The organism is Corynebacterium hesseae (genome assembly GCF_037850265.1).
Lineage (GTDB): Bacteria > Actinomycetota > Actinomycetes > Mycobacteriales > Mycobacteriaceae > Corynebacterium > Corynebacterium hesseae.
This window is the reverse complement of record NZ_CP137211.1, coordinates 434,554-452,103: the sequence shown is the minus strand read 5'-3', so window position 1 is coordinate 452,103 and position 17,550 is coordinate 434,554. Positions and strand designations below refer to the sequence as shown.

Here is a 17,550-nt window from a genome sequence, read left to right as displayed (position 1 = left end):
CCTCACGCGGGGGTAGCGGGAATAAACAGTACGGGGATATCCTACGCGACAACCATCAAACAATAATCAAGGCCAAGACCTGGCACATGAGAATCTTTCCGATCATCGTCGTGGGGTACACGGTGGCATAGCCGCGCTCTGCCAGCTGAGTACCGGTTTGCGGGTTGAGGTAGGCCATGATCGCCGGGTTCGTGGTCATGCCGGCGGCGATGCCCATCGACTCATCAAACTTGAGGCGCAGCGCCAGCATGGACACCGCAACGATGCCGATGGCGGAAACCAGCGACAGCACAATGCCCACGCCCATGTACTTCAGAGAGGTCGGATCCGACAAGGCATCCCGGAACTGGCCGCCTGCCGACGTACCCACGCCCGCCAAGAACAAAGTCAACCCCAGCGTGGAAATCGTCTGCTTCGCGTGGAATGGAAGCTGCCAGTTAATTGGGCCCGAGCGGCCCAGCGCGCCCAAGATGAGGCCGACGACGATGGGGCCGCCACCAAAACCGAAGGACAACGTAGTGCCGCCCGGAAGTGGGATCGGAATAGCGCCGAAGAGCAGACCGATGAAGAGGCCTAGGGCAAAGGGCAACAAATCGACATTGCCGAGCTTGGCTTCGGAGTCGCCGAGGAAACGGCGGACGTCGTCAAGCCTGCCCGGCGCGGTGATGACGCGCACGCGGTCCGAGTAGTGCAGGACGGTTTCCTCGTTTGGCACGACGTCGGAGTCGCCGCGGCGCACGCGCGCGATGAGGAAGCCTTCCTTCACGGTGTCCAAGTCCTTGAGCTGATAGCCCGCAACACGTGGGCTGGACACGGTCAGGCGCCGGTAGACCAGGCCATCCTCCTCGTGAAGGTTGATGTGGATCTCCTCACCCAACTGGGAAATCGCGCTATCCAACGCGGGCGCTGTGCCGTTGAGCAGGAATTCCATGCCGGCGCGCAGCGGGAGCTCCGGGTAGGCCAGGTCGTGCTCGTGCGGGTTGTTCACATGGCGGGTGGCGATGACGCGCTCGCCGGTCACCTCTTGGAGGTCCCCCACCGTTGCGTCGAAATCACGGGTCAGGCGCACCGCCCGCCACTCCAGCGGCTCTGCAATCATGCCCTCGGCGCGCGCGTCCTCAATGTGGTTCACGCGCAGCACCTTGGCACCAATCGCGGCAACCAGAATGGTTCCGATGATGCAGCCCGGGTAGGCCAGGGAATAGCCCACCACCGGGGTGCTATCGCCGCCCAAGGCTTCGACGACCGCGGCCATACCAGGCGTCGAGCTCACCGAACCCGCCAGCGTGCCCACGCTAATCGCCGGGTCCAGATCAAACATGCGCATCGCCAGGGTGGTCAGCCCCGCCAACACGAAGAAGAAGACGATGACCACCATGGACATCTTCCATCCACGCCGGCGGAAATCTTGGAAGAAGCTACGGCCGAAGTTCAAGCCGATGACATAGACGAAGATGGCCAAACCAAATTGATACACGAACGCCGGGACCACGATGTCCGGGTTGGCCGCGGACAATCCCAGGGCCACGAACATCGCAGCGGCGGCGCCGAGCGAGATGCCGAAGACATTGATCTTGCCGACGGCTAATCCCACCGCCATGATCAGAAAAAGCGTGAGCAGGGGCTGTTCAGCAAGGAAAGCCAGCACGTTAATTCACCCATTTCCATGTGAATACGCGGACGTCATCGTCCGAATCGCGGTTGATTGTAACGGCGAGGTACGAGTCAGATAGCCGCTCCATGAAGCCCCCGCCCCATTCGGCGACGACGACGGCGTCCTCTATTTCGGTGTCTAAGTCTAGACTGTCCAGCTCCCCCAACGGATCCTCTGAATGATCCAAGAGGCGGTAGGCATCCACGTGCACCAACGTCGGCCCGCCCACGCGCGAAGGGTGCTCGCGCGCGATGACGAAGGTCGGCGACGTCACCCGCCCCTTCACCTGCATTCCGCGGGCAATACCCTGCGTGAAGGTGGTTTTCCCGGCGCCCAGGGGACCATCAAGAATTACCAGGTCCCCGGCCTCTAAAGCCGCGCCCAGCTCCTCGCCGAAGGCCTGAGCATCCTCCGGAGTGGCCGCCTCGCGGTGTCCTTCGTGTGGAAAATCACTGCGCATCGCTAGCTCCTTCGCGGTATGTGCGCTGGGTGCGCCCGGTAGGGCGGCACAGTACTTCGTAGTTGATGGTCCCGGCTGCCTCGGCCAGCTCGGTAGCGCTCATGCCGCCACGGCCAAAGATAACGGCTGTCTCCCCGGCGCGCACACCGTGGGGATTGGCCCCAAGGTCGACGACAATCTGGTCCATACAGACCCTGCCTACCTGCGGGTAGAGCTCGCCGCCGATCCCTACCTGCAGCGCCCCTTGAAAGGCTCGCGGTAGGCCATCGGCATAGCCCACGCTGACGGTGGCGAGTTGACGGTCGCTATCCGCAGTCCAGGTCAGGCCGTAGCAGGTGGACTCCCCCGCCGAAATCGGCTTCACCGCGACGACGGACGCTTCCCACGTCATGGCGGGCTTCAGCCCATGGTCGCGCCCGGCCACCGGTTCGAGCCCATACAGGACCAGCCCGACGCGCACCTGCTCGAAGCGCGCCGAGGGGCGGGTCAAGGCCGCGGGCGAGTTGGCAAGATGGTTCAGCGGGCACTCAAGCCCGAGCTCACGGGCAAGCGCTAGGGCCTGGCGGAACTCCGATTCTTGATGATCATTGTGCGGGTGCTCCGGCTCGTCCGCACAAGCAAAGTGGGACATGAGGCCCAGGACGGTGATGTGGGGGGCGTCGGCAAGCAGGCGGAAGGTCTCCTCCCACGCGTGCTTGTCGACGCCCGAGCGGTGCATCCCCGTCTCCACCATCACGAAGACCTCGGTGGGCGCATCAGTGGCGGCGATGAGCGCCTGCGCGTGCGCCAAAGAAGGGATGCCGATCTGGATTCCGGCGGCTAGGGCCGGGGCGAGGTCCTCCGTCGGCTCCCACAGCCAGGCAGCGATGGGGAGGGTGTCAATGACCTTCCGCAGCGCCACGGCCTCGGCCAGCGTGGCCACCCCGAAGGCGTCCGCCCCCGCCTTCGCCATGACCGGGGCGCAACGCTCGATGCCGTGGCCATAGGCATCCGCCTTGACCACGCACATGAGGCGGGCCGGGGCCACCGCCTCCTTCACGCGAGCGACATTGTGGGCAATAGCGTTGAGGTCAACGGTGGTTTTCAACATGCCCACCATTGTGCCACTTAAGGGTGCGGCGCTATTCGACGGTCACCGACTTCGCAAGGTTACGCGGCTGGTCCACGTCGTAGCCCTTGGCGGTGGCTACACCGCAGGCGAAAATCTGCAGCGGCACGGTGGCAAGCAGAGGCTGCATGAGCGTCGGCGCCTGCGGGATACGGATGATGTGGTTGGCGTAGGCCTCGACGGCTTCGTCGCCCTCTTCCGCGATGACGATGGTGATGGCACCGCGGGCACGGATCTCCTGGATATTGGAGACGACCTTGGAATGCAGGGAATCCCGGCCGCGCGGGGAAGGCACGATGACGAAGACCGGCTGGCCCTCTTCGATGAGCGCGATGGGGCCGTGCTTGAGCTCGCCGGCGGCGAAGCCCTCAGCGTGCAGGTAGGCGATCTCCTTGAGCTTGAGCGCGCCCTCCAACGCGACGGGGAAGCCGACGTGGCGGCCCAGGAAGAGCACCGACTTGGCGTTCTCCATGGCGTTGGCCAAGTCGTAGACCTGCTGCTCGTTGTCGATGATTGCCTGGACTTTATCCGGCATATCACGCAGATCCTCGAGGACGGAGTTGACCTCATCGGAGAACATGTTGCCGCGCAGGCGTGCCAGGTAAAGGCCCAGCAGGTAGGTCGCGGTGATCTGCGCCAGGAAGGCCTTGGTGGAAGCCACGGCGATCTCCGGGCCGGCGTGGGTGTACAAGGCGGCGTCGGACTCGCGCGGGATGGAGGAACCCTGGGTGTTGCAGATGGCAATCACCTTAGCGCCCTGCTGGCGGGCGTGGCGCACGGCCATGAGGGTATCCATGGTCTCGCCCGACTGGGAAAGGGCCACAACCAAGGTCTTTTCGTTGACGATCGGATCGCGGTAGCGGAACTCGTGTGCCAGCTCCACCTCGCACGGGATGCGGCACCAGTGCTCGATGGCGTAGCGCGCGACGTGTCCTGCGTAGGCGGCGGTGCCGCAGGCGATGACGATGATCTTGTCGATGGACTTGAGCACCGACTCCTCGATGCGAATCTCATCGAGGACCAGGTTGCCGGTCTCATCGAGGCGGCCCAGCAGCGTATCGCGCACGGCGGCTGGCTGGTCGTGGATTTCCTTCTCCATGAAGGAGTTGAAGCCGCCCTTTTCGGCCGCGGCGGCGTCCCACTTGATTTCGAAGGGCTTGCCCTGGGCGGGGTTGCCGTCATAGTCGGTGATCTCGACATCATCCGCGGTGATGGTGACGACCTGATCGTTGTCCATCTCCACGGCGGACTTGGTGTAGTCGATGAAGCCGGAGACGTCCGAACCCAGGAAGTTCTCCCCGTCACCCAGGCCGATAACCAGCGGCGAATCGCGGCGCGCGGCCACGATGCGGTCTGCCTGCTCGGCGTGGATAGCCAAGAGGGTAAACGCGCCTTCCAGGCGCTTGCCGGTCAGCTGCATGGCCTTGGTGAGGTCCCCGCCGGCCTCGTTGTGGAACACATCCGCCAGGAGGGTGGCGGCAACTTCGGTGTCGGTCTCGGACACAAAGTTGTGGCCCTTGGCCTCCAGCTCGGTCTTGAGCTCGGCGAAGTTCTCGATGATGCCGTTGTGAACAACGGCGAGCTTGCCGCCATCCACTACGTGCGGGTGGGCGTTCAGATCGGTCGGGCCACCGTGGGTGGCCCAGCGGGTGTGCCCGATGCCCAGGACGGAATCCTGAAGCGGACGCGCGGCGATTTCGGCTTCCAGCGCGGCGACCTTTCCGGCCTTCTTGCGCCAGCCGATCTTGCCATCGGCGTACATTGCGACGCCTGCTGAGTCATAGCCGCGATACTCCAGTCGACGCAGGCCCTCCAGCACAACGTCTAGGGCAAAGTACTCACGGCCATCGGTGTTATGGCCAATGTATCCAACGATTCCACACATAGGTCGAAATTTTACAGCATGATTTAACATGCCGAATCGCAAGGATCCTACTTAATCTCCCGCACTGTTCACCGCTTTGCTTATTCTTTCCTCTATTCTGTAAAGCGTGTCTGCGAATTTGAAGAAGCATCTCGGTACGTTGTCTAAGCGCGGCCCGCACCGCGTCCTCGTCGGAGACCTGTCTTATGCAGGGCTTGAGGGCAAGGTGTACACCCCGGTTGAGGGCAAGGGCCTGTCCGCCGTGGCGTTTGCCCACGACTGGACGAAGAGCATCAAGGACTACCACGCCACCCTGCGCCACTTGGCCAGCTGGGGCATCGTGGTGGTTGCTCCGGATACGGAGACGGGCGTCTTTGCCAAACACCGCGACTTGGCTGCCGACCTCGAATCGGCCTTGCAAATTGCCGCCGGCGTCAGGCTGGGTGCTGGCAAGATTTCGGTCTCCGCTTCCAAGCTGGGTGTCTTTGGCCACGGCATGGGCGGCGGCGTGGCTACCCTGGCTGCCGTGGATAACCCGAAGGTCCGCGCCGTCGCGGCCCTCTACCCCGCCGATACTTCCCCGTCCGCGGTTCAGGCCGCACACACCGTGAAGGCACGCGGCCTCGTTATTGGCGCGGGCCAAGATGATATCTTCCGCGCGGGAAACCCCGCGAAGCTGGCCAACGCCTGGGGCGGTCCGGTGGCTTACCGCGAAATTGCTAAGGGCACGCAGTCCGGCTTCAGCGAGGACAAGCTCTTCAAGTTGGCGCTTGGCTCCGGCTTCTTCCAAGGTTCCGCAGTCGAAACTGCCCGCGGCCTTGTCACTGGCTTCTTCCTGTCCACCCTCGCTGGCGAATCCAAGTACGACGACTTTGCGGCTGCCGACGCCTCCGCCAAAGGCGTCGAGAGCTTCGTCGGCGAAGACCTCACCAAACGCGCCGGCTTCTAGCAACAGGAAAGGTTTCGACGAGCTAGCACCACAAGGCGCACATGTACTCCGACTAAAGCAGGACGATCGCTTATCCGTCCTGCTTTAGTCGTTTTAACCGAGGAACCTCAATGAAAAGCCAAGCGATAAGTGCGATGCCCGGGAGAAGCAACTGAGCGGCTGTCCACAGCTTTATGTGGGCCATTTCTCTGTCGTATTTAATCTCAATGCCAAGCACAACAAAAGCCACCAAGAGGTACAGCATGGGAAGAACGCCCCACAAGACGTCATAAAGCCAAGGAACTGTCATGCGGTCTTTCCCTCCGAACCCTGGTTGATACGTGCGGCGGCTACTCACGCCACGGTAGCACCTAAGACTGCTGGCGCACAGAGGAGTTTCCCGGTTTCCGTGTCACCCGCGCCTGAGCACCGATTGCACTTGACCGCGCGGGCGGCCCCGCCCCTGCCCCTGGCTTTGGCCGTGCGCTACGCCCCTGGCGGCTGGGCTTCGCCTCTGCGGGTCCGGGTGCACTTGGGTTTGGGCCGCGCGCTGCGCAGATTTTTCCAGCTCATCCTGTGCCTTAGCCATGGCTTTCTCAAATTCCAGTAGCCGTGCTGCTGTGCGCTCGCGGAATCCGCGCGCGAACTCATCAAAATCATTGTGCGGCATTACCACTGCCCTGCCTTTCGTGCGTGTACAGACGATGTCTCTGAGCTTTCTTGCGGCGCTATGTCTGGTGCGGCCTCAGTTGCGGGAGCTGGCCCTGGCGCTGGCTCGGGTGCGGGTGCTGGCGCAGGGTCCGGTGCTGGCACCGGTGCTTCCGCTGCTTGCATGTGTGCAAGCTTCTCCGGCGGTGCTTCTGGCTCCGGGACGTTGTTCAGCTCCGGCGGTGGCGGCGTAACGCCATTGTCAGGAGCAGGTTCCGGCGCAGGCGGCGGACAGGGCTCTGGTTCTGGCTGGGGTTCGGGCTCTGGCTCAGGCACCGGCTCCGGTACAGGTTCTGGCTCCGGCAGGTTTTCGATGAAGTCCACAGCCGCCTCGGCCAAGAGGCCCAGCCCCAGGATGGCAACCCCTACGCCGAGGATTCCCAAGCTTCCGCAGCAGGATTCTTCAGGCTTGCACTCACCCGGCTCCGCAACTGGTGGCTGCTCTGGCGCCTCACAGTCTTCACCTTCTACCGGTTCCTCAGGGCACTCCTTCTCCTCAGCCACCGGCTCCATATCCTCCGGGCAGTCAATCACCTTCTGTTGCACGGGTTCGGTGGGACTCTCCACCCCTGCATCGGCTGGCTTCGTGGTTTCTATTTCACGTTGCTGCTCACTGCAACCGCAGGACTGCGCTTCTTTCTCCGCATGGCAGCCGCACGGTGTGTGCTGCGCTTCTGGCGCAGTGGATTCCGGCTTGGGCTGCTCTACGGTTTCAATTGGTGTGCTTGGAGGCTGGCTCGGCTTCGCCGGCTGTGGCTTCTCTTCATCCGGTGGGCACTCTTTTTCCTGCGCCGCAGCGGGACGAGTCGGCGCCGGTTCCTCCGGTGGCGCTACCGGTTTTTCAACCCCCTGCTCAACCGGTTGCTGTGGCGGGGCAGGTGTGGAAGAAGCCGGTGCGGGAGAAGGCTGCGCTGGCGCAACAGGTTCAGTGGACTGGGCTGGCTTCGTCGGCGCACAAGGCTCAGGCGCAGGTTGCGCACACTGCTTCGGTTTGTCCTCGCAGCCACATTCGGGTTCCGGCGGGGTCTCCGGAAGCTCGCGCTCACACACCTCAGAACAACGCCTCTCAAACTCGCCATAGCAATTCTCGATGGCAGTATCGCGGTCCCGGCAGGTCTGCGTAATAGTGTCATTCGTCTGATCGATCAGGTCCCCACCAATGCGCGCTATCTCAGGGACGATGACCTTTCCCAGAGGATGCCGCTGCAATAGCATCGTCAGGATGTTGAGCAGTGGAATTACCGCGGAAATGAGCTCTGCCACCGCAGAATCGGAAACATCGACCACATCCTCGATGGCCTCGGAGCACTGCTGCGCGGATTCCACCAGGTCATCGGCTTCGTCTCTCTCCTTCTCAAAGTCATCCTGCACGCCGCGCAGGTGATCCATGAGCGCTCCCCCGGCCAGCGATAGGACCGTTCCTAAAAGGAAATCTCGCAAACCATTGCCGCCACGCCGCGGGCGCCGAGCGCCCATCGCCGATGCGGTACTGCTCACCAGGTCATCCGGTTTTATCCCATCGACCGAACCCACCATGTCCCCCAACAAACCAATAGGTGTGCTGGGTCCGGAGTAGCCGCCTAAGCTAGCGGCCTGGAACTGGGACACCGCCTGTGAATAATCACCCAAAAGTGACTTGACCATCGTGGACATCAGTTCATCCCCACTTCCTGCTCACCAAGCTGGCTAGAAAGACCACGGTCGATCTCCCCGAAGGCACGCAGCTGTGCGCGTGCAGCATCCGCTGTGGCCGATATGTTGTCCAACCGCCACGCTCCGCGCTCATGCAGCTGGCTCAGCAACGCCTGAATCTGCGCCCCATGCCCGCCGAAGTCCCTGCCCGCGGATGACGCGGGAAAGTTCGGTCTGTCCCCACGATGCGCGTCACTTTGGGCGCGGGTTTGGTCCACGACGGCGTCGAGAAGCCGCGTGGCTTCGTCCTCATCAAAAAATACGTCGGGCATGAGCGCCCTCCTTCTCGTCCACAACAAACAGTGATTCCTGCCCTTATTGGACTGAGAAACCTCCCCTCCGGTTCCCCCATCACCCACAAAACACGAAACCCCAGGCCACATGGCCCGGGGTTTAGCGTGGGTGCGTAGAACTAGACTGCAGCAACAACCGCAGCGAGCTTGCCCGCCACCTTGCGCGCCTGCTCCTCTTCAGCAGCCTCCACCATGACGCGGAAGAGCTCCTCCGTGCCGGACGGGCGCAACAGAACGCGGCCTGTGTTTCCAAGCTCCGACTCGGCGGCAGCGATAGCTTCCTTGACCTCAGGAGCCTTAAGAATGACGGCTTTATCGGACACCGGAACGTTAATGAGCACCTGCGGCAATACCGTCATCACGGAGGCCAGCTCCTTGATGGACTTCCCGGACTTCGCCATGCGCGCCATGATGGACAGGCCAGTCAGAGTGCCATCACCAGTGGTGCAGTCATCCGGCAACACCACGTGGCCGGACTGCTCGCCGCCCAGGGAGTAATCGCCACGGTTGAGCTCCTCCAGCACGTAGCGGTCACCCACGGCGGTTTCCTTGACCTCGATGCCCTGCTCCTGCATGGCCAGCTTCAGGCCCAGGTTCGACATGACGGTAGCCACCAAGGTGTTGAAGCGGAGATCGTTGTCTTCCTTCATGCCCACGGCGAGGATCGCCATGATCTGGTCGCCGTCAACAACGTTGCCCTCGGCATCCACGGCCAAACAGCGGTCAGCGTCGCCGTCGTGAGCCAAGCCCAGATCGGCGCCGTGCTCGACGACGGCCTCCTGGGTCTTCTCGATGTGCGTCGAACCGCAGTCCTCGTTGATGTTGAAAGCATTGGGCTTGTTGTGAATGGCAATGACCTCAGCACCCGCAGCCTCGTAGGCCTGCGGTGCCACCTTGGAGGCAGCACCATTAGCGGTATCGACGACAACCTTGATGCCGCTCAGATCCGTGGTCACGACCTCGGCCAAGTGCTTGAGGTAGCGCTCGCGGCCGTCGGGGGCCTCCGAAATGATGCGACCAATCTTGGTCGCAGTAGGTCCGTCTTCGGTGAGGCTTCCCATGGCAGCCTGGATGCGATCCTCCACCTCATCAGGCAGCTTCTTACCGCCCGCGGAGAAGAACTTGATGCCATTGTCCGGCATCGGGTTATGGGAGGCGGAGATCATCACGCCGAGATCTGCCCCAAAGTCATCGGTGAGGAACGCGATAGCCGGGGTAGGCAGCACGCCGACGCGTACGACGTCGACGCCACGCGATGCTAAGCCCGATGCGATCGCCGCATCCAGCATCTCACCCGACACGCGCGGATCGCGCCCGATAATCGCGAGCGGTCGACGCTCATAGGACTCGCGGTCCGAGGTCAATACCTCCGCAGCCGCCTGTCCCAAGCGCAAGGCCAGGATCGGAGTGAGCTTCTTGTTCGCTAAGCCGCGAACTCCATCGGTTCCAAAAAGTCGAGTCATAGTTGTTCATTATGCCTGCTACCCCATAGCTTCCGCAGATCGGGCCACCAACGATGTCTGTCTATGACTCGCGGCTTCACGTTGTGCAGGCCCTACGCATAGCGAAAGCCGCCGCCCCCATACAAGGGAAGCAGCGGCTTTCGAAAAATGCAGTGCGCGAAGATTAACGCTTGGAGTACTGCGGGGCACGACGTGCCTTGTGCAGACCAGCCTTCTTGCGCTCCACGGCACGAGCGTCACGGGTGAGCAGGCCGGCCTTCTTGAGGGCCGGGCGGTCAGCCGGGTTGTAGACGTTCAGTGCGCGGGCGATAGCCAGACGCAGAGCGCCGGCCTGGCCGGTCGGGCCACCACCGTTGACGGTGACCTTAATGTCGAACTGGCCATCGCGCTCAAGGATGGTCAGCGGCTGCAGGATGTCCTGCTGGTGCAGCTTGTTCGGGAAGTACTCGTCAAAGGCACGGCCGTTGACGGAGATGTTTCCGGAACCAGCAACGAGGCGAACACGAGCGATGGCGCGCTTACGGCGACCAACGGTCTGGATCGGGCCCTCGTGGATAGCCGGGGCAGCGGTCTCAACCTCAGCCTCGGTATCGGTTGCCAGGGAATCACCGATGGTGTTGGTGAACTCCTCGGTAGCGGCGGTTGCTGCAGCGATGTCGGCAGCGTCGGCTACATTGTTGTCGATGTTCTGCTCGGTCATTACTGTGCCACCTGCTTAAACTCAAAGGTTTCCGGCTTCTGGCCGGCGTACGGGTGCTCCTCGCCCACGAAAACGTGCAGCTTCTTGATGGAGGCGTTGGAAAGCTTGTTGTGCGGCATCATGCCCTTCACAGCTTCCTCGATAACGCGGACCGGGTTGGCGTCCAGGGACTGACCAAGGGTCATGGACTTCAGGCCGCCCGGGTAACCGGAGTGGCGGTAGCGCATCTCGCGCTCGCGCTTGTTGGAAGAAATGTGGATCTTGTCCGCATTCAGGATGATGATGTGGTCGCCGCAATCAACGTTCGGTGCGTACTGGGGCTTGTGCTTGCCGCGCAGCATGTCAGCCACGGTGGAAGCGAGCTTGCCCAGAACCACGTCGGTAGCGTCGATGACGTACCACTTGCGGGTGATGTCACCGCTCTTCGGGTGGAAAGTAGACAAAATGACTCCTTGAAAGTCTGTCTCGGAACTGCCGGCCATCGCTATGTAAGCCTTGACGCGGTACATACAGCGGCCGGTGGAGACCTGCAGCCCGCGCGCACCCACTAACGACGGGGTGCGGACACATAGGTGTTTCACTTTAGTACGCAGCAGTTTGAAAACCCAAAACGCCGATATCGCCCCTCACCAACGCCTCCACCTCAATTCATTCGGGGTGGGGGTAGAGACAGAAACGTTGATGAGAAGCGATACCGGCGCCTTCACTGGGCGGGCGGTGGAAGCTGAGTCAAGGCGGCGCGTCCAGCCCTTCCATTCCCTGCGCCTTCCTTTCCTAGCCTCCGCGCCTTCCTACCTACCGCTCATCACTCATGGTGGTGAATGGTGTTAAAGAAAAAGCTCACCCACCCAGTTCAAGACTCACAGCCGGGTCGGTTTATCCCCAGCTGGCGGCAGCGCGACGGTTGACGTCACTCATGTTGTCGTTGCCCTGGGAGACCGTGGTGGAGATGGTCGCCAGCACCGTGTTGAGCTCGGCGGCCGCCTTATCCCACTTAGCTTGCGCCGCGTTATATGCCGCAGCGGAATCTCCCTCCCAGGTCGATACCATCGGCTGCAGGGTGGCCTTCAGGTCACCGAGGAGTCCATTGATGCGACCGGAGGTGGAGTTGATGTCGGCTGCGGCGCCGGCGATGGCGCCGAACTGATACTTGATTCCAGACATTGCGTGTTCCTTATCTTCTGTGTGCTCGTGTGTAATTCAACGTGTGCTGTAGTCCGTGAACGCAGCTAGCGCTACAAGGCCAGTCCCGCGCCGCCGACGTTCTCGAAGGACTGGGCGTTATCCGCCTCAACCGTGTCGAAGTTGCGGGCATTATCCCTGATGTTTTCGCTGATGGCGGTCAGCGCTTCACGCAGCTGCTGCGCGGAGGAGTTGTAGCGCTGCATCAGGTTGTCAAAGGAAACCTGCGCGCGGCCTGCCCAGCTGCCGCGAACGGAATCCACAACACCCTGCAGACGGGTGAGCTCACCCTGTACCTCGTCATTGGTGGAGTCGACGCGGCCGGCGGTGGCCACCATTACGTCGGCTTCTGTGCGGAACGTTTGAGTCATGTTCTTCTCTTTCTGTCTTGTTCCCTACCTGGGGTATATCCCTTTTCCAAGGGCTTGGTGTGTGTTTCTTTCCCCCCGAGAAGCACCCTGTGTCCTTCTCACCCTTATTGGACTGAGCTAGTGGCTCATCGGTTCCCGCCGCGTTCAAAAATCTTTTAGCTTCGAGGCGTGCTCCCTCCTACTCCTTTTTGACCAGAGATTCCGCAGCCATCCGGCAGGCGGCTTTCTGCACCACGTTGGGTTCAAACTTGGTGTGGCACCCCACGGACATCTGATGGCCCTTGTCTTCCCACATCATCCACGTCACCTGCGAACCGTCTCCAGGGTCCTCGGTATACGTCAGCCGCCCAGATTCCTCGACCGGATCACGGAGGGCGGGATCGGAGTCGATCTGTCCTTTAATCTCGGCGAAGAGGACGTCGACGGGGACATTGAAGAGCGGATCAGCTGCCAAAAGGATGCGCAAATTGGGGTCTTCGCCGGCCGCAGTGACAAGTCCATCCTCCACGCTGGTGCGGAATCCCTGCGGGAGTACCAGGGACATCCCTTCCACCTCGATGGCCTGCTGGCCAGGGCGCAGCTGCGTGCTACCGGCTCCCCCGGACTCCACCTCCGCTGCAGCACCCCCAGGGCGCTCATCCCCATCGGGTGCTGCGGCCGTACCCGGCGCGCCGGCAGCCACAGACGCGCTCTCATCCACCTGTTCGGAAGTCGACGCCGCCACGGCCGCATCCTTGCGCCCCACCGCCCACCAGGACACCCCGGCGACGACAACCACCATGACCGCTATCGCGATGTAGAAGGGATCGACGCCTCCCAAAAGCGCCGTCCAACGGGATTGCGCCGCGCGATGGGAGCGCAAACGGCGAGCTGCCCGAGGCCGCTCAGCAGTTATCTCCTTCGCACCGTCATAGTCGTACTGTTGCTCCCCCACCGCCGAGCGGGAAGCAGCCTGTGATGTGCCGGTTACAACCGGTGCCGGCGGCGGCGATGGTTCTGGCTCTAGGACCGTCGCACCGGCACCAGCGAGTTGCCGGCGCAGGATACTCACAGCTTCGACACTGACATCCGTTCCGGATGGATCCGCTACCACCTCAACGGTGACGTCCGGCCATTCCGCCCCACAGACTTTTTCTGCCTGGTCAAGGACGGCCTCCAGCGCCCACCCCTCGGCGATTCCCGTGCCGGGCAGGTCATAGCGATAAATCGTTTCCGGGCCTTCATAAATTGTGGCGGCATCGAGCACCGTGACGATCAGCGTGGTCTCTGGCGCGGTTGTCGGTGTTCGCAGTGCGTGCGTCGCGGTCATTGGTTGTCTCCTTTGTTGCGTGTGGTCTGTGGTGGGTTGTGTGAACTATCGGCGCTCGGCACACACCTGCGCCAAGCCCTGAGATATGCCGCGCAGGACCCATTGGCCGCGGCCTGGCGGCAGCGCTGTTGGCTTGATGCCGAAGATGGCGCCTTCGTCGCGGTCGGCGTCGAGAAGCAGCAGCGCCGGCTGCAGGTCCCGCACCGCAGAGAGGAACTGCCCAAACATCGCGCGCCCGATGCCGCCGGCTTTGCGCGCAAGCACCAGGTGCAGCCCCACATCGCGGGCGTGCGGGAGGAGCTCGAGCAGGGGTGCCAGGGCAATGTCGCTGACCAGGTCGAGGTCGTCGATAACCAGGTAGATGTCCGGCCCCTCCCACCAGCTGCGCGCTGCAAGCTGGGCGGGGGTGACCTCGGGGCCGGGAAGGCGCTGTTCCAAGGTGCGCACGGTATCGAGGATGGCTTGGGTGGCCGCGCTTGCCGACGCCCCATACGCCGCCACCATCTCCTCATCCAACGTCCCCAAATGTGCACGGCGCTCATCGATGACCACCAGGCGGGCGGCTTCCCTGCCCAGGTGGCTAATTCCGGCCAGGATTACGCTGAGGAAGTTCGATTTGCCGGAGCCTTGGGAGCCAATGCACACCAGGTGCGGCTGCGCGGCCGGATCCCAGCTAAGGACTTCGAGGTCCGGCCCGCCGATTCCCCAGGCCACCCCGTCCGGTGGCGAGCCGTCTTCTGGCTCGGGCAACTCGGTGAGAAAGGCGGGCAGCATCTTCAGCGGTGGAACCGGCTCGGCACCAGCATGCACACCGCAGATGTGGGCGATGTCTTGCGGGGACGTTGAGGCAAAAAGCAGGTTTTCCCCTGCCGGTGTGATTCCCCGTCCGGGCGTTGCCGGGAGCTTCTGCTGCGCCTTGCGGTCGATGAGTGAATCCATTGCTTCGCCCAGCCGCAACTCGATACGGGCCGCGATGAGATCCCGAATAGACGGCCGCAGGCTCGTCCACCGCGCTGCAGCGATCACGACGTGGACGCGGGCGGAGGCGCCGTCGGCGACCAGCTGGGTGATCGGCTCAGCAAGGTCCTCAAAATCCGCGCCGGAGGTGCCGATGTGGTGCCAGCCGTCCACGATTAAAAAGGTGTGGCGGGGCTCCGGGCGACGCACAAGGCCGGCAACTTCATCAACGATGCGACGGATTTTCTCCGGCTCCTCACGGCCGGCCACCCCCGCCACGTGGGGCAGCCGGTCCAGCACCTGCAGCTGCCCGCCGCCCAGGTCAATGACATAGAAACGCACCTGTCCCGGCGAATGCCGCAGCGCCAGACCGGAGGCGATACTGCGCAGCGCCATCGACTTACCCGACTGCGGTCCACCGCACAACGCCAGGTGCCCACCTCCTGCCTTAAAGTCCACGGTGAGCGGGTCTTGGCGCTGGTAGTAGGGGCGGTCAATAAGCCCCACCTCGGCGCGCAACTCTCCGCCCGCGCCGGGAGAATCTTCCCGCAAGGAGGCAACGCTGGACAGCTCCACCACGGGCGGCAGGGGAGGCAGCCAGATTCTTCGCGCCGACTGGCCACGCCGAGCAGCCTCATCCCGGGCGGCGGCCACCACGGTGTCCAGGAGCGTGCTCGAGGAATCTACGAGCTCTGCAAAGCCGAGCTCTTCTTCCACCGCGCGCTGCCCTGTGAAAAGCTCCACGCGCGCGGCGTGCCGCGCATTCATTTCAGAATCATCAGGCGCTACCCGGCGCGTGACCGGGCCAGACACATAGGAGGCGTGGAAGCGAGTAGGGGCATCGGCATCCGTCTTGAGGTAGCCGGCTCCCGGCTGGGCGGGGAGGTGATAGGCATCGACCACGCCGAGAACTTGGCGGGACTCCCCCGCGGAGAAGGTCTTCAACCCGATGCGGTAGGACAGGTGCGAATCCAATCCCCGCAAGCGCCCTTCCTCCAAGCGCTGGGAGGCCAGCAGCAGGTGCACATGGAGCGAGCGGCCAAGCCTTCCCACCGCGACGAAGAGCTCGGCGAAGTCCGGGTGCTGGCCTAAGAGCTCCGAGAACTCATCCACCACGATGACCAACGCCGGCAGCGGTCCGTGCTCGGCCACCGCAGCAGCCGAGGCATTGAATTCGCCCACGTTCGCAAAATTGCCCGCCTTGCGCAGCAGCTCCTGGCGGCGGTTCATCTCGCCGGAGATGGCATCATACATGCGCTCCACCAGGGTCGATTCTTCCTCCAGATTGGTAATGACGGCGGAGGTATGCGGCAGCTCCTCACAGCCCAAGAAGGTTGCGCCACCCTTGAAATCAACGAGCACGAGGTTGAGCTCCTCCGGGCTATGGGTGGCGGCCAGCGCTACGACGAGTGTCCGGAGAAGCTCCGACTTTCCGCTGCCCGTGGCACCAATGCACAAACCGTGCGGCCCCATCCCGCCCTGCGCGGACTCCTTCACATCAAGCATCAGCGCGTGCCCGGACTCGTCCACGCCGATGGGCACACGTAGCCGCTCAGCCGGGCTGCGTCCCTGCCACATGCCGGAGGCCTGAAGCGCATCCACGTCCCGATAGCCCAACAACGAGGGCAAGTCCGCATCGCGACCGTGCCGGGGCGCTGCCGCAGCATCACTGCCAAAGGGGCGGTGATAGGGCGCAAGCGTACGGGCGCGCAGGAGGGCCGTGGAATCGTCGACAAGCGCACAGCGTCCCAGCTCCTCCTCCCCCGCGGCAGTAACCACGGAGAGCGCGCCCTCCGCCCGCAGGTAGATGCCTTCTTCCTCAGCGCGGCGCCCGAGCGGCGAATGAGGCGTAACGCCCACGGCGATGGTGGTTGTGGGGGTATCCTCCAGCTCGTCACTGCGCGGCATGGCAACACCGCTTGCCTGGTCCTCCTCAACAACGCGGATGCGGAACTGGGCTTGGGCCGGATCCCTGGCGTGCGGAAGCCACTTCAGCCACTCCCACTCCTCACCGTGGTACTCAATGCCCACGGTTTCCGGACCGTGCAGCACGGCCAGGTGTAGCAGCAGCGCGCGGGCAACCCCGGCCGCATCCTCGCCGGCCAGGCCAACGATGGGAAAGGCTTGCAGTTGGATGACCACCGGCATGTCCGCCAGCGTTCCCACCGCGCGCACGGTCTGGCGCAAGCTCACCGCGCACACCGGATCGAGGTCCTCCGCCGCGCCCGAATCCGGCACGTTAATGGGCGTGCACAGGGCCATCGGCCCCGTCCCCACCCGCACCTCCAAGGCGTCCGGGGCATCCGCGTCCCGTTCCCACAGGCGCGTTGTCGGAATCAATGCGCCAAGCTGCTCAGGGTCAGGGTTGCGGTGTTCTTCATGCGCGCGTTGCGCCGCCCCGCGCTCCAGCGCTTCCTCCCGCAGCGCCTTGAGGTGGCGCAGGTAAGTCCGGCGGGTCTCATCCGGATCCTGCCCGCCTCCCTGCGGGTTAAACATCATGGCCATACTGGCCAGCATCATGAGCGGAAACATGAGGCTCATGGGGCTCATCCGGCGGGCGTCCCCCGCCCCGATGACCATGAGCGCCACCATGCCCAGCATGGCCGCGATCATGACCAGCGGCATAAGCAGGCGAACCAGTGGCACGGGTTGAGCGCGAGCCGCCTCCGGCACGGCCTCGGCATTGATGCTGCCCTGCGGCAACGGCGGTGCCGGCTCCCGATAGGCCGGCTGCCCAGTGTCCACGACGCGTGTGGGTACGCGCATGTCAAAGTCCTTCCCCCCGAAGTACTCCACCGCCTCCTGAAGCGGTGGACAGCGTGCCACTAGTAAGCCACAATGTGAGGCAATGGGCAAGGGGT

The 17,550-nt window shown here is 63.2% G+C and carries 16 protein-coding genes; 1 reads left to right on the top strand and 15 read right to left on the bottom strand.

The features are described 5' to 3' along the window. Window positions 1-55 precede the first annotated feature (55 nt). From R3O64_RS02240 to glmS, 4 genes are read right to left on the bottom strand one after another with little or no spacing between them, the layout of a single operon-like run. Window positions 56-1,648, bottom strand: coding sequence for an aspartate:alanine exchanger family transporter (locus R3O64_RS02240; RefSeq protein ID WP_339017199.1), 1,593 nt, complete (start codon window positions 1,646-1,648; stop codon window positions 56-58). Between the two features lies 1 nt (window position 1,649). Continuing rightward, window positions 1,650-2,114 (bottom strand): tRNA (adenosine(37)-N6)-threonylcarbamoyltransferase complex ATPase subunit type 1 TsaE, encoded by a 465-nt coding sequence (gene tsaE / locus R3O64_RS02235; protein WP_070530761.1) that lies wholly within the window; start codon window positions 2,112-2,114, stop codon window positions 1,650-1,652. Then, window positions 2,104-3,210, bottom strand: a complete 1,107-nt coding sequence (alr, locus tag R3O64_RS02230; protein WP_339017532.1) for an alanine racemase — start codon at window positions 3,208-3,210, stop codon at window positions 2,104-2,106. The genes tsaE and alr overlap by 11 nt, the downstream gene beginning before the upstream one ends. Window positions 3,211-3,235: 25 nt before the next feature. After that, window positions 3,236-5,107, bottom strand: a complete 1,872-nt coding sequence (gene glmS / locus R3O64_RS02225) for a glutamine--fructose-6-phosphate transaminase (isomerizing) (RefSeq protein WP_144014232.1) — start codon at window positions 5,105-5,107, stop codon at window positions 3,236-3,238. Between the two features lie 106 nt (window positions 5,108-5,213). On the opposite strand from glmS, the gene R3O64_RS02220 reads away from it, so the two are divergent. Beyond that, complete coding sequence (locus R3O64_RS02220) at window positions 5,214-6,035, top strand: dienelactone hydrolase family protein (protein WP_070685178.1); 822 nt, start codon at window positions 5,214-5,216, stop codon at window positions 6,033-6,035. A 70-nt stretch (window positions 6,036-6,105) separates the two neighbouring features. Here the strand turns inward: R3O64_RS02220 and R3O64_RS02215 are convergent, their stop codons facing one another. The 11 genes from R3O64_RS02215 to eccCa all read right to left on the bottom strand — a co-directional run bounded on the left by R3O64_RS02215 (window position 6,106) and on the right by eccCa (window position 17,455). Then, the gene (locus R3O64_RS02215; protein WP_143334262.1) at window positions 6,106-6,372 is read right to left on the bottom strand and encodes a hypothetical protein; all 267 of its coding nucleotides are present in this window, start codon (window positions 6,370-6,372) and stop codon (window positions 6,106-6,108) included. Between the two features lie 54 nt (window positions 6,373-6,426). Then, a complete protein-coding gene (locus R3O64_RS02210) occupies window positions 6,427-6,684 on the bottom strand; it encodes a hypothetical protein (RefSeq protein ID WP_339017198.1) in 258 nt (85 codons plus the stop codon). Beyond that, window positions 6,684-8,375: a zinc metalloprotease gene (locus R3O64_RS02205; protein WP_339017197.1), complete on the bottom strand. Its 1,692-nt coding sequence runs from the start codon at window positions 8,373-8,375 to the stop codon at window positions 6,684-6,686. The genes R3O64_RS02210 and R3O64_RS02205 overlap by 1 nt, the downstream gene beginning before the upstream one ends. Then, entirely contained in the window at window positions 8,375-8,686 is a 312-nt protein-coding gene (locus R3O64_RS02200) for a hypothetical protein (RefSeq protein ID WP_070521594.1), read from the bottom strand. The genes R3O64_RS02205 and R3O64_RS02200 overlap by 1 nt, the downstream gene beginning before the upstream one ends. Window positions 8,687-8,826: 140 nt before the next feature. Beyond that, window positions 8,827-10,170 (bottom strand): phosphoglucosamine mutase, encoded by a 1,344-nt coding sequence (gene glmM / locus R3O64_RS02195; RefSeq protein WP_070530775.1) that lies wholly within the window; start codon window positions 10,168-10,170, stop codon window positions 8,827-8,829. Window positions 10,171-10,333: 163 nt separating this feature from the next. Beyond that, window positions 10,334-10,870: a 30S ribosomal protein S9 gene (gene rpsI, locus R3O64_RS02190; RefSeq protein WP_070521636.1), complete on the bottom strand. Its 537-nt coding sequence runs from the start codon at window positions 10,868-10,870 to the stop codon at window positions 10,334-10,336. Further along, window positions 10,870-11,313: a 50S ribosomal protein L13 gene (gene rplM, locus R3O64_RS02185; protein WP_010189505.1), complete on the bottom strand. Its 444-nt coding sequence runs from the start codon at window positions 11,311-11,313 to the stop codon at window positions 10,870-10,872. The genes rpsI and rplM overlap by 1 nt, the downstream gene beginning before the upstream one ends. Window positions 11,314-11,746: 433 nt before the next feature. After that, complete coding sequence (locus R3O64_RS02180) at window positions 11,747-12,034, bottom strand: WXG100 family type VII secretion target (RefSeq protein WP_070521638.1); 288 nt, start codon at window positions 12,032-12,034, stop codon at window positions 11,747-11,749. A 71-nt stretch (window positions 12,035-12,105) separates the two neighbouring features. After that, window positions 12,106-12,423: a WXG100 family type VII secretion target gene (locus tag R3O64_RS02175; RefSeq protein ID WP_070521640.1), complete on the bottom strand. Its 318-nt coding sequence runs from the start codon at window positions 12,421-12,423 to the stop codon at window positions 12,106-12,108. A gap of 178 nt (window positions 12,424-12,601) precedes the next feature. Beyond that, window positions 12,602-13,732, bottom strand: a complete 1,131-nt coding sequence (locus R3O64_RS02170) for a type VII secretion-associated protein (protein WP_070565024.1) — start codon at window positions 13,730-13,732, stop codon at window positions 12,602-12,604. A gap of 45 nt (window positions 13,733-13,777) precedes the next feature. After that, the gene (eccCa, locus tag R3O64_RS02165; RefSeq protein WP_339017196.1) at window positions 13,778-17,455 is read right to left on the bottom strand and encodes a type VII secretion protein EccCa; all 3,678 of its coding nucleotides are present in this window, start codon (window positions 17,453-17,455) and stop codon (window positions 13,778-13,780) included. Between the last annotated feature and the right edge of the window lie 95 nt (window positions 17,456-17,550).

Bases quoted from the DNA above. Each gene is read 5' to 3' on its own strand.
- eccCa (WP_339017196.1), bottom strand. From the start codon at position 17,455: ATGCGCGTACCCACACGCGTCGTGGACACTGGGCAGCCGGCCTATCGG.
- glmM (WP_070530775.1), bottom strand. From the start codon at position 10,170: ATGACTCGACTTTTTGGAACCGATGGAGTTCGCGGCTTAGCGAACAAG.
- R3O64_RS02200 (WP_070521594.1), bottom strand. From the start codon at position 8,686: ATGCCCGACGTATTTTTTGATGAGGACGAAGCCACGCGGCTTCTCGAC.
- R3O64_RS02180 (WP_070521638.1), bottom strand. From the start codon at position 12,034: ATGTCTGGAATCAAGTATCAGTTCGGCGCCATCGCCGGCGCCGCAGCC.
- rpsI (WP_070521636.1), bottom strand. From the start codon at position 10,870: ATGACCGAGCAGAACATCGACAACAATGTAGCCGACGCTGCCGACATC.
- tsaE (WP_070530761.1), bottom strand. From the start codon at position 2,114: ATGCGCAGTGATTTTCCACACGAAGGACACCGCGAGGCGGCCACTCCG.
- R3O64_RS02210 (WP_339017198.1), bottom strand. From the start codon at position 6,684: ATGCCGCACAATGATTTTGATGAGTTCGCGCGCGGATTCCGCGAGCGC.
- glmS (WP_144014232.1), bottom strand. From the start codon at position 5,107: ATGTGTGGAATCGTTGGATACATTGGCCATAACACCGATGGCCGTGAG.
- R3O64_RS02175 (WP_070521640.1), bottom strand. From the start codon at position 12,423: ATGACTCAAACGTTCCGCACAGAAGCCGACGTAATGGTGGCCACCGCC.
- R3O64_RS02205 (WP_339017197.1), bottom strand. From the start codon at position 8,375: ATGTCCACGATGGTCAAGTCACTTTTGGGTGATTATTCACAGGCGGTG.
- R3O64_RS02170 (WP_070565024.1), bottom strand. From the start codon at position 13,732: ATGACCGCGACGCACGCACTGCGAACACCGACAACCGCGCCAGAGACC.